At 31.5% G+C, this 11,909-nt stretch carries 8 protein-coding genes; 5 read left to right on the forward strand and 3 right to left on the reverse strand.

Annotated elements, in window-relative coordinates; translation table 11 throughout:
* Window positions 1-167 precede the first annotated feature (167 nt).
* The 4 genes from IMZ30_RS07260 to IMZ30_RS07275 all read left to right on the forward strand — a co-directional run bounded on the left by IMZ30_RS07260 (window position 168) and on the right by IMZ30_RS07275 (window position 6,996).
* On the forward strand, window positions 168-2,009 hold the full coding sequence (locus IMZ30_RS07260) for a histidine kinase (protein WP_207037666.1): 1,842 nt from the start codon (window positions 168-170) through the stop codon (window positions 2,007-2,009).
* 6 nt (window positions 2,010-2,015) lie between these two features.
* Window positions 2,016-2,768 (forward strand): LytR/AlgR family response regulator transcription factor, encoded by a 753-nt coding sequence (locus tag IMZ30_RS07265; RefSeq protein ID WP_207037667.1) that lies wholly within the window; start codon window positions 2,016-2,018, stop codon window positions 2,766-2,768.
* 133 nt (window positions 2,769-2,901) lie between these two features.
* Window positions 2,902-6,561, forward strand: coding sequence for a T9SS type A sorting domain-containing protein (locus tag IMZ30_RS07270; protein WP_207037668.1), 3,660 nt, complete (start codon window positions 2,902-2,904; stop codon window positions 6,559-6,561).
* A gap of 60 nt (window positions 6,562-6,621) precedes the next feature.
* Window positions 6,622-6,996 (forward strand): MmcQ/YjbR family DNA-binding protein, encoded by a 375-nt coding sequence (locus IMZ30_RS07275; protein ID WP_207037669.1) that lies wholly within the window; start codon window positions 6,622-6,624, stop codon window positions 6,994-6,996.
* On the opposite strand, the gene IMZ30_RS07280 is transcribed toward IMZ30_RS07275, so the two are convergent.
* Together IMZ30_RS07280 and IMZ30_RS07285 are read right to left on the reverse strand one after the other, a co-directional pair.
* On the reverse strand, window positions 6,990-8,432 hold the full coding sequence (locus IMZ30_RS07280; RefSeq protein ID WP_207037670.1) for a hypothetical protein: 1,443 nt from the start codon (window positions 8,430-8,432) through the stop codon (window positions 6,990-6,992). The two genes, IMZ30_RS07275 and IMZ30_RS07280, sit on opposite strands and share 7 nt — an antisense overlap.
* Before the next feature lie 134 nt (window positions 8,433-8,566).
* On the reverse strand, window positions 8,567-9,319 hold the full coding sequence (locus IMZ30_RS07285; protein WP_207037671.1) for a response regulator transcription factor: 753 nt from the start codon (window positions 9,317-9,319) through the stop codon (window positions 8,567-8,569).
* Between the two features lie 73 nt (window positions 9,320-9,392).
* Here IMZ30_RS07285 and IMZ30_RS07290 point away from each other — a divergent pair, with 73 nt between their 5' ends.
* Window positions 9,393-11,153, forward strand: coding sequence for a MutS-related protein (locus IMZ30_RS07290; RefSeq protein ID WP_207037672.1), 1,761 nt, complete (start codon window positions 9,393-9,395; stop codon window positions 11,151-11,153).
* Here the strand turns inward: IMZ30_RS07290 and IMZ30_RS07295 are convergent.
* Window positions 11,150-11,851, reverse strand: a complete 702-nt coding sequence (locus IMZ30_RS07295; RefSeq protein ID WP_207037673.1) for a hypothetical protein — start codon at window positions 11,849-11,851, stop codon at window positions 11,150-11,152. The genes IMZ30_RS07290 and IMZ30_RS07295 overlap by 4 nt on opposite strands.
* Between the last annotated feature and the right edge of the window lie 58 nt (window positions 11,852-11,909).

The raw sequence follows: 11,909 nt of genomic DNA on the forward strand, positions 1-11,909 counted from the left end.
TGGTTTAAATTATGGCTTACTTTAAAAAGTAATTTACTTCATTAAAGTATCAAAGATATCAACCATCTTTAGAAATTGAATGAGAGGTTTTAGCAGTTGAAACCTAAAACCTAAATCTTAATGCCATATATTTATAATTAATTTAAGGTTAAATTACTTCATTAATTATGCGTTTACTTTTTCTTTTATTTTGTTTTAGTTTGACTCTTCAAGCACAAAACGACAGTTTACAAAAATTAATTAAGCAAACTAATATTAAAGATACAACCTATGTTAATCGATTACTATTGCTAAGCCAAACCTACAATAATACTCATATAGACTCTCAGGTCAAGGTTTTACAAAAAGCTAAAAAAATAACAAAACGAAAAAACTTTCTGCAATTAGAAGCAAAAACAAATGTAGAGTTAGCGCGCGCCTACCGAAAACAAGGCATTTATGATTCAGCAATTGCAAATGCCCTTAATGCTAAGAGAATTTATGATCGATTAAAGTTAAAACCTAATCAATTACTCGCTAATTGCGTTTTAACCACACTTTACCGAGATCAAAAATATTATGATAAAGCTTTAGAGCTCAATAAAATAAATCTTAGTTTGGTTAAAAATGATGCATTAAGTCCTAGTTTAGGGCGTTATTATTTCGATTTAGGCACTACCTATCGCGCATTAGATAGCTTAAAGTTAGCAGAATTTAATTATATAAAATCATTAGAAATTGCGAAAGAAACTGGTTTTAAGCCAGGTGAGAATTTTATGAAATTATCGTTGGGGCAATTGTATAAAGTCATGGATAAATACGACAAAGCTGAAGCTTACCTTAAGGAAGTTTTGCCAGTTTATACTCAGCAAAACAACAAAGCTAATGTTGCGCTGATTAACTACGATTTAGGCACCATTGCCTCATTGCGTGCTAATCATCAAGCCTCAATTCCTTATTATGAAAAAGCGCTAAAAATTTATACAGAATTAGGTCGACTCCAATTCATTAAAGATATCAATCAAAAGTTATTTATCGCTTACAATATTATACAAGATGTGGCTAAAGCCAAAGCAGCAAACCAGCAATTTATTGTTTATAAAGACTCGATAGAAAGTCAAAAAAGAGATGCTTTAATAGCCGAAATGAAAACTAAATTTGAAACTGACCAAATCGCTGCTGAAAATAAGTTGAACAAAAAACGAGCAGAATTAGCAGAAGCTGAAGGGCAACGGAATCTTATTTTTCTCATTGCTTCAATCATACTTATTCTTTTACTAGTAGCTGTTTTCTTATTTTATTCTGCAAAGCAAAAAGAAGCTAAAAAAGCAGCTTTAATCAAGCAAGAATTAAAAGCTTCACAGCAGCAATTGGCTTTAGAGAAACAATATAGAGACAGTGAGTTAAAAGCATTAAAAGCGCAAATGAATCCGCACTTTATATTTAATGTGCTTAATTCTATTCAAGAGTTTATCGTATTGAACAAGAAAGACTTAGCAAGTGAATATTTAGCTACTTTTGCAGAATTAATTAGAAGTTATTTGTTTTTTAGTAACAGAGGAAGCTTAACTTTAGAAGAAGAAGTCGATACACTTGAAAAATATCTAGAATTAGAACAGTTACGCTTTAGCCAAAATTTTAAATATCAAATTTTAACCGATTCAATAATTGATCTAGACAGCATCGAGATTCCAACAATGATAATCCAACCTTATGTAGAAAATGCCATTAAACATGGGTTGTTTCATAAAAAAGGAGACTGCAATCTTAATATTAATTTTAGTTTAGAAACTCAAAGTGTTTTAAAATGCATTATCACTGATAATGGTATTGGTCGAGCAAAAGCCAAGGTTTTAAATAAAAAGAAAAGCAAACTCAACCAATCTTTTGCAAGTCAAGCAACAGCTTCACGACTAGATTTACTCAATCAAAAAAGCTTTGAAAAAATAGGCGTTAAAATAACAGATTTAATAGAAAATAATGAGCCTAAAGGCACAAAAGTATCGTTAACTATACCAATAAAAAACTAAATCCTTATGAAAGCCATTATTATAGATGATGAACTAAAGGCAAGAAACCTTTTAAAAGTTTTAATTGAAGAAAATTGCCCAAAAATAACTGAAATATATCAAGCCGAAAATTTACTTGAAGGTATTAATATTATAAAATCTGTACAACCTCAATTAGTATTTCTAGACATAGAAATGCCAGAATATTCAGGCTTAGAAATTTTAGATTTTATAAGCAAAGAAGATTACAACTTTGAAATTATCTTTACGACAGCATATCAAGAATACGCCATTAAAGCTATTGAACTTTCAGCTATTGATTACTTACTCAAACCAGTAAGAGCCAGTAAAATTAAAAAAGCAGTTGATAAGGCTATTGAATTTATTGGAAAGTCTAAGATTAATAAAAGATTAGAAGAACTTAAATCTGTTTTTAAATCTCATGAATTTAAGAAAATTGGTTTACCTGTAAACGATGGTGTTGAGTTTGTTGCCTTTAAAGATATTATACTATTTGAAGCAGATGGTATGTACACAAAAATTTTTACAAAGCATGAACATAAATCTCTACACATCAGTAAGCCTTTAAAATTTTTCATGGATACGCTAAATCAAGTTGGTACTTTTTATAGACCACACCGATCTTATTTAATCAACTTAAATTACATCAAAAAATACGTTAAATCTGATGGTGGCTATATTGTGATGGATAATGGCAAGTCAGTTTCTTTATCTAAGAGTAAAACCGATGAGTTTATGAAAATGATGCAAGACATCTAGCTTTAAAATTACGGCTCAAACATAATATTGACTTTTTTTCTTCAGCAATTGAAACTCAAGTTTCAGAAATTCAAGGTAAAAATAAGGTGGTATCTAAAGTAGTTTTGATTTCAAACCATAAAACTAATTAATCATGAAATCTAAACTACTTTTTAGTGTATTCATTGCACTTTTTTTTAACCATTCTATACAATCTCAAACTTGGGCTCCTTTAGGAAGCCCCCAATTTTCTAATGATCCTAGCTTTGTAGAAACCGAAGTTTCTCCAATAAATGGCAATTTGTACGTAGCTTATGTAGATGCTTCAGATCAGAATCACCTAAAGGTGATGCAATACGATGGCAACAATTGGGTTGCTGTTGGGTCAACCGTTTCCACGAGTGGAAATGTATCTTTTCCTGATATAAACTTCAACCTTTTTACCAACGAACCTTGGGTTGCTTATCGAGAAGATATTTCTGGCACAGGTCAACTCATGGTGAAACGCTTTGATGGAACAAATTGGATTGAAGAAGGAAATAACATTGGGTATAACGGCAATGAACCTACAGAACGTATTCAAATACACTTTGAAAATTTTGGAAATGGCGAAGCTTACGTTGCTGCAATTTATGAAGGAAGTTCTTCAAACAGTGTAGCTATAGTAACTAACAAAACAGGTTCATGGACAACAGAACACGTTGCGGCAACGAGTAACGTAATTCCTTATGGCTTAGACTATGACTCTTGGGATAGAATTTTTTATGCAAGAACTTCGAGCAGTACAAGTATTGCATACATAGATCAACCTAACGGAAGTTGGGCAAACACCTATTCTTCATTTCCTTCAATGGCCAACAATTTTGCAAAGGGATTTGGAGCCACATCAAATGGAGTAAACACAAATTTTAAACTCATTACTTTTCAAGATTTGAATATTCAAGGCCCTAATAATTTATTAGTAGCAAAATTTACCAATAGTTACAACCAATTTCCCTTACCTGAACAAGCTGGCGAACCTATTATGTTTGAAACCTTGCAACTTGAGCGTCAACCTAATAGTTTAACAGATTATGTCAGTTTTGTTAAAGCGAATGGCGAAGTTATCGTAGTCAAAAATGATGAAAGTTTAAGCTCGCCAACCAATCCTTTTGGCGGAGTAAGTACTATTTACAGCGGAACTTTAAATATTGGAGCTAATGAGACTGTAGCAGACCTAACAGTTTCTAATACAGGTGAAGTTTTTATGACTTACAAAGATGGTAATAGTCTTACAACAAGAGAATACCTTCCTAACTTCCAACTTACAAGAATCTATGTAGATGCTAACGCAACCGGTGCAAATGACGGTAGCAGTTGGGCTGATGCATTCACCGATTTACAAACTGGTATAAATGCTGCTGGTAATACCATTGAAAAAACAGTTTGGGTAGCACAAGGTACATACAATCCGGGTAGTAATCGTAATGACTCTTTTGAAATTGATTTTAATTTAGTCGGAGATGACATTAAGCTCTATGGTGGTTTTGATGGTTCGGAAACAAATTTAACAGACAGAGATTGGCGGAATAACCCAACTATTTTAACCGGCGATGTTAATGGTAATGATGACGCTAATTTAACCTACACAAATACAACAAGAGCTGAAAACAACTATAATGTCGTGCGCGTTTTAGGGTCTGATAATGTTACAATTGATGGGTTTACTCTTACAGGTGGTCATGCCAACAATGTTTCTGGATCACCATCTCAAAACAGAGGTGGCGCTATATTTAAAGATGGTGTAGCCTTAAATTTCACGCTTGAAAATTGCATCATTACTAACAATGTGAGCAACAGAGAAGGAAATGTAAACTTGCAAACCTTTAATGGTCAAACTTCCACTATAAAAGTTCAAAACAACATTTTTAGATATAATCTATCAAGATATGCAAGTGGCTTGGAAGTTTTAGGTTTACAACAATCAAACGTAGTTGCAAATATTTACGGTAACTTATTTTACGAGAATAAAGCTGAAGATATTGGAAGTGGCGCTTCTCTTTCTGGCAGTTCTATGGCTATTTTTTCTAACTCTTCAACCATAACAGCTAATCTTATCAACAACACTTTTGTTAATAATTATGACACTGGTACTATAGATTCTTCTATAGATAAAGGAACTGTTATTTTAAGAAGATTTGGAGTTTCAGGGCAACCTACTCCTTCTTTAGACGCAAACGTCCACAACAATGTTTTTTTTAATAACTACATCACCAACGGAAATGTGTTAAATACAAATGACATTGGTTTGATGAATCAAACATCTAATTTGATCAACAATTTAGATTTTTCGCACAATTTAACGGCTAACGAATCAAGTTTAGCTGCAAGAGCTACTAATTTAACCACATCTAATAATTTAGATGTCAATCCTTCTTTTGCAAACGAACAGGCCGAAGATTTTAGCTTGGCTTCTAATTCTGCTGCGATAGATGCTGGTGACAATTCTGTTGTTCCTACAGAATTGACAGAAGATTTAGGAGGAAATAATAGAATTGAAAACACTACTGTTGATATTGGTGCTTATGAATTTTCTGGCTCAGTGGCAGACGTTACAGCTCCAACCGTTATTACGCAAGACATTACTGTTTTACTTGACGCAAATGGTAATGCTACAATCACACCAAGTGAAATTGATAATGGTTCTACTGATGATGTTACAGCTCAAAACGATTTAGTATTGAGTTTAGATATCTCAAATTTTGATTGTGATGATTTAGGTGTAGATCCCATTGTAACACTTACAGTAGAAGATGAAGCCGGAAATAGTGCTACAGCTACCGCAATTGTTACAGTACTAGATTTAATTGCACCAACTGTGGTTGGACAAGATATAACCGTCGCTATAGATGAATTTGGTGTTGCAACAGTTGATCCTAATGAAATAGATACTGGTTCTACTGACAACTGTGGCATAAATTTAATTGATACTTATGACAATATTTTTGACTGCTCGCAACTAGGGGTTAATCAAGCTACTTTATTAGTTAACGATTTTAGTAATAACGTAAATGCATTAACTGTAAATGTAACTGTAGTAGATAATGATGGACCAACTGTTGAAACACAAGATATCACGGTTCAACTAGATGCCAACGGCCAAGCTACAATTACAGCTGCAGATATTGACAATGGAACAACAGATAATTGTACAGTTAGCAATTTATCTCTTGATGTGACTAGCTTTGATTGTTCAAATCTTGGTGCAAATACGGTTACGCTTAGTGCTGAAGATGCGTCTTCAAATGTTAATCAAGCAACTGCGACAGTAACCATTGTAGACCAATTAGCACCAACACTTACAACACAAGATATCACTATAGATTTAGCTGGAAATAATTCAATTAGTATTTCACCATCTGATGTTTTAGATCAAGTTTCAGATAATTGTACAACTAGCGCTAATGTTAACTTGAGTCTTGACCAAGACACATTTACAAGTGCTGGTGTTTATACTGTTAATCTTACAGCAGAAGATGCTCAAGGAAATTCAGTTGTCGTAACAGCTGAAGTTACAGTTGATAACACATTAAGCATTAATGAGCAAGTTGCTGAAAATGTTGTAAAACTGTATCCTAATCCTGCAACTTCAATCCTAAAAATTGAATCTAATATGATAATTGAAACTGTTGAAATCTATGATCAGCTTGGTCGTTTAGTTTTAATTTCAAATTCAACCACTCTCAATATTCAGCAATTACAAAGCGGTTTGTATTTTGTTAAAATTAAAAGTGCAAAAAATCAGATTGTGAAGCGTTTAATAAAGCCTGAATAATATGATTTTATAGTGTGTGAAACCTGCCAATTAAGGCAGGTTTTTTTATATTTGAATCTTATGAATGTAGAAGAATTTAGAGTCTTTTGTTTGGCAAAAGCTCGTACAACTGAAGAATTTCCTTTTGATCAGGACACTTTAGTTTTTAAAGTTTTGGGTAAAATGTTTGCGCTAACGTCACTTAAAAAGTGGGAGCAAGGAGACTTTTCTGTGAATGTGAAATGTGATCCAGAATATGCACAAGAGTTAAGAGCTAAATTTCCAGACCATGTGTTACCTGGTTATCATATGCATAAAAAACATTGGAACACTATTAAAATTCAAGACACACCTTTAACCGAACGTCTTATCAAGCATTTGATTAATCATAGTTACGATTTAGTGGTAAGTAAGTTACCTAAGAAGAAACGCGAGCTGTTGAAAGAGAATTATTGATTGTTTATTTTTTCAAGTAATTTTTCATTTCTCATCAATGCTTCGTAATTTACACCAAACTCATCTTCACCTTCTTTTGGTGTATAAAATTTAATGTTGTCATTTACAATAGCTTTAGCTAATTTTAAATTTCCAAGTTCATAATGTATTTCAGCAATCAACAAATCAAGATCACGTTTGTAATCTTCTACTAATGATGATTGTTCCTGTTTAAAAGTTTTGATGATATTTAAATCTTCTTTGGCCTCATCTTTTTTATCTAATCTTGCTTTTGTTTGAGCCATTAGAGCTATGACATACATATCTTCAAAATCGAGCTTTTCTTTTTGAATAGTCTTCTTATAAATGGGCTCAAAATAGCTTTTAGCTAAGTCGTTCTTTTCGTCTTTTCTTGCTACTGAGAAAGCTGTAAATCTAAGCTGATTTAAATCGTCTGCATCAAAAAATCGCGATTGCTTAATTACATCATCAAAAACATTGTAAAATTTTGGGAAGTTGTTCTCTTTAATCAGCAAATCGATATAGTTCTTGTAAAATCGTTTTATAAACCAGTTTTGAGATTGTAAAGCCCGAGAACTAATAAGGCTTGTTTCATTAGTTGTGTTTAATTTTTTAATCTTGTTATTAATGATAGAATAGGTTTCTTCAGAAATAGCTTTGTTATATAAATCATCTAAATGATAGTCGAGGATATCACTTACTTTTAAATACTCAAATTCTATATCTTTAAGTTCTTTTTTGAGATAATAATTATAATCACTATTGAAGTATAAAGTGTCGCTTTGCGTGAGCCTCACGTAGTGTTTTGGTCCAGCTTTAGATTGTTTTATAATTTTATATTTCGAGGTTTCTTCAAATTCTACAACGGTATCTGTTGAATATGTTGTTTTGTACATTTTAAAATGAGATGAAGAGATGTTACCTTTTTTGTAGTTTATTTTATAATCAGTAAAGTATCTATCTTCATCTTGGTCTTCAGTTGTTATGACTTGTTTAAGGCTGTTGTTTTTGGTGTAAGTAAATAGTTTGGTGTTACCAGAAGTTTTATTTTTTCCAGTGTATGGATTGTAATCTTTTAAATCATTTGTTTTTAACGGGAAAATATTTTTATACGTGGCCAAGACTTCTTCTAATTCATAGTTAACCATGTCATTAGACTTAATTTTGCTAAGTATAGAATGTAAAGTGTCGCTTTTATAAATAAAATAGCGATGGGTTTCACGAAATTTATCTTGACTGAATTCACTTTTAATTAAACCATTGGGGTAATAGGTAATTTTTGTTTTAAATTGATTTGTTGGTTCAAAGTCTTTTGTAGTTGAATTAACTAGTTCAGTTTTTACAGGTTGATTATTATAACGTGACCAGTAATTTTGAGATTTTGATTGACAACTTATACATATTAATGCAATTAATAAACATTTAACTTTACTCATAATAAAAAAATTAAATCGGGTGTAAATAATTAGCCCTCATGTAATTTACACCCGATTGTTAAATAATAGATTGTTAATGTTTAACAAATTTAAATTTTGTTAGTTTTTTTTGCAATACCACAATAGTGGTAATTTTAGAGGTAATTATCTTTAAATTGAAATAACTCAGCTTGATTTTTAAGGTTTAATTTATGGTAAATATTTTTTACGTGAGAGTGAATAGTACCCTTGGCGAGGTATAATTTATCGGCAACTTCAGCTTTTGTGTAGCCTTGACAAATCAGCTCAATTATTTCAATTTGCCGTTTACTTAATTGCTCTTTTTCTAAAGAAGTTCTATGGTCGCATAAATCTTTCATCTCACCATCTTTTTTAGCACGTAAAATTCCTCTTACGCCTTGGTATTTATGGCTAGATTTTAATATAATTCCAGTTGAAATTTTAGGTGTAAAGTTATGATCGAAAGCAGCATAAGAACTATATTCTACCACAGGTTCTAAACTATTCGAAACTTTATTTTTAAACCTGTAGTAAAGTTCAAATACTGCACTTTTTTGCTGATTTTGTTTAAGTTTTAAAAAACAGTTTTGCAATTTTGGAAATACTTGGTCAACCAGTAATTTGTAGTCTGAATGATGTATAATTTCTGGTAATATCTTAGTTCCAGTTTCTTTAAAAATTTTTGGCTTTACACCTGTTAAATCGTAAGCATGATTATTTATAAATTCATAATCTTGTGTATTCAGGTTAAGGATGTAAAATAAGGTTTTTGAAGCAATGCTAAACCTTTCAGTTGATTTATATTCTTCAATTAAAGCCTTGATTTCAGAGCTGGAAACCTGGGTTTTTTCTTTTAGTAAACTTAAATAGGCGTTATATTCATTCAAAGCATAATATTTGTACTATAAAAGTAAGTAAAAGCTTTTTATTTCGGCTATTTTTGAAAAATATTTAAAATTCATGAACATTTATTCAACTTATATAAATCGACATTTAAAAACACGTCGAAATCTAAATAAAAAGCTCCTACAATCTAGCCTTATTCGTATTAGTGTGTTTTTACTAACTATTGCTTCCTTAATTTGGTTTTGGGGCGAAGCAAAATTCATGGTGGCGACCTTATTGTTTAGTGTTATTGCTTTTGTGATTCTGGTTTCAAGACATCAAAATATCAAGCATAAAAAAACTATTGTTAAGCGTTTAATTTCAATTAATGAAAATGAATTAAAAGCACTTAATGGAGATGTTTCAATGTTTAAAAATGGTGAAATCTACAAAGACGATCAGCATGTTTTTAGTGCCGATTTAGATATGTTTGGTGATCGCAGTTTTTTTCAATTCATAAATCGAACAGCAACCAATGAAGGTGAAAGGCGATTGGCAGATTTGCTTCTTAGTAACGAGTATCACAAAATTTCTGAAAAACAAGCGGCTATTAAAGAGCTAGCAAAAAAAATTGAATTTAGGCAACAATTCACGGCAGAAGCTGATGCAGTTCAACAAGAGGTCTCAAACCATGCGATTGTTGATTTTTTTAAAAATCATAAAGCATTTATTCCAAAATTGATGCAATGGTTACCAAATCTATTTGCAATACTTTCAGTTTTTGTGGCAACTGCTTATTTTCTGGATTACTTAAAGCTGAGTCAGTTAGGTTTATGGGCATTAATCGGCTTGGTAATCACAGGTGTTTACGTTAAAAAAGTGAGTGCATTTTCATCTCAAATTAATCAAATTCAAACCTATTTTGCTAATCAGCAAAATGTAGTTCATTTAATTGAAAACGAAAGCTTTAGTGCCGAATTATTGAAGCGTTACCAATCTAATGTAGTATCTGAACAGCAAAAAGTGTCAGATTTAATTGGCCAATTTAATAAATTGGTTGATGGTTTCGAACAGCGAAATAATATGTTATTAGGCGTTGTCTTAAATGCATTCTTGTTGTGGGACTTACGTTATGGTTTTAAACTTGAAACCTGGATAAAAAATCACGGTCATAAGGTAGAGCAGTGGTTAACAAGCGTTAGCAGTTTTGACGCCTATCATAGCTTAGCTAATTTTGCCTATAATCACCCTCATTTTACGTATCCTGAGTTAACTGAAACAGGTCGTATTATTTTAAAATCAAAAGAAGCTGTTCATCCATTAATTCCAAAAAATGAAGCGGTTACCAATAGTTTTGAGCTTCATGACAATCATTTTTGGATTGTAACTGGTGCAAATATGGCAGGTAAAAGTACCTTTTTAAGAACTGTTGGTTTGCAAATAGTTATGTCTAATTTAGGCTTACCAGTTAGTGCAAAGCACGCTATTTACAAACCCATTCCAGTAATTACAAGCATGCGAACAGCCGATTCTCTTCAAGATGAATCCTCTTATTTTTATGCCGAATTATCCCGGTTGAAATTTATTATCGATACAATAAAAGACCAAGCTTACTTTATTATTTTAGATGAAATCTTAAAGGGTACTAATTCTAAAGATAAAGCTGAAGGTTCTCAGAAATTTATTCAGAAGTTAAACCAGACCTCGAGTGTTGGTATTATTGCCACGCATGATATAAGCTTATGTGATTTAGCCGAAAACCATACCAACTTGTTTAACTATCATTTCGACGCTGAAATTTTAGACGATGAACTTAATTTTGATTATCAACTAAAACCTGGCGTTTGTCAAAATATGAATGCTTCATTTCTAATGAAGAAAATGGCCATTACTTAAGATTTAATGAGGTTGATAATTGATTTTTTTTCTTCATTAATAATGCGCCTTTCAATGTAATAAGCATCAAAATCTGAAGCTTGATAGGTTTGTAACTCTTTTTTTGAAATGTCTTTACCGTTTATTTTAACTAGATAGCCTTCATCAAAAATCCATTGCTCAAATTTAAATTGTTCAATAGGTTTTGTATTTGGCTTCTGATTAAAAATAGGTAAAAAGCCAGGTAATTTTTCCGCATTTACTTGTTGTTTAAAAGTCATTTTTTTATAAATGTTTTTTACAAAATCAAGTTCAATTTCTCTGTAATAGCGATTAGCTTCTGGCGTGTTTTTCCAAGTTTTTACAAGCGTATTGTATTGTGTAATCATGGCTTTGGTTACAGGTGAATTAGACGAAAAATTAGTGATAGAAGAACGCTGAATATTTAAGATATCGACTTCAGTTTTTTTAAATTCATTTTTAACAACTTCAATTAAACTATCTGTTGAAGTATTGTCTACTTCAATATTTGCACTAATCAATTCGTCTTCATTTTGCGAATTAATAAAGTCACTTATAACCTGAGATAAATCTTTTATTGAAGTTTTTTTGTTTTCAACTTCCACTTGATTATTGTTGATAAGTCTTATCGAAATTTGTCTCTGTGCACTTACGTGACAGGTACTTAAAATAAAAAAAAGGAATAAAATTGGTTTCATAATTTTCTTTCAAATTTAATGATTAAATTTTTATTTCTATATTTGCATCTATCTAGAT

The organism is Psychroflexus sp. ALD_RP9 (genome assembly GCF_017311165.1).
GTDB lineage: Bacteria > Bacteroidota > Bacteroidia > Flavobacteriales > Flavobacteriaceae > Psychroflexus.

Coding starts and splice junctions, on each gene's coding strand:
- IMZ30_RS07260 (WP_207037666.1), top strand. CDS start 168: ATGCGTTTACTTTTTCTTTTATTTTGTTTTAGTTTGACTCTTCAAGCA.
- IMZ30_RS07265 (WP_207037667.1), top strand. CDS start 2,016: ATGAAAGCCATTATTATAGATGATGAACTAAAGGCAAGAAACCTTTTA.
- IMZ30_RS07270 (WP_207037668.1), top strand. CDS start 2,902: ATGAAATCTAAACTACTTTTTAGTGTATTCATTGCACTTTTTTTTAAC.
- IMZ30_RS07275 (WP_207037669.1), top strand. CDS start 6,622: ATGAATGTAGAAGAATTTAGAGTCTTTTGTTTGGCAAAAGCTCGTACA.
- IMZ30_RS07280 (WP_207037670.1), bottom strand. CDS start 8,432: ATGAGTAAAGTTAAATGTTTATTAATTGCATTAATATGTATAAGTTGT.
- IMZ30_RS07290 (WP_207037672.1), top strand. CDS start 9,393: ATGAACATTTATTCAACTTATATAAATCGACATTTAAAAACACGTCGA.
- IMZ30_RS07295 (WP_207037673.1), bottom strand. CDS start 11,851: ATGAAACCAATTTTATTCCTTTTTTTTATTTTAAGTACCTGTCACGTA.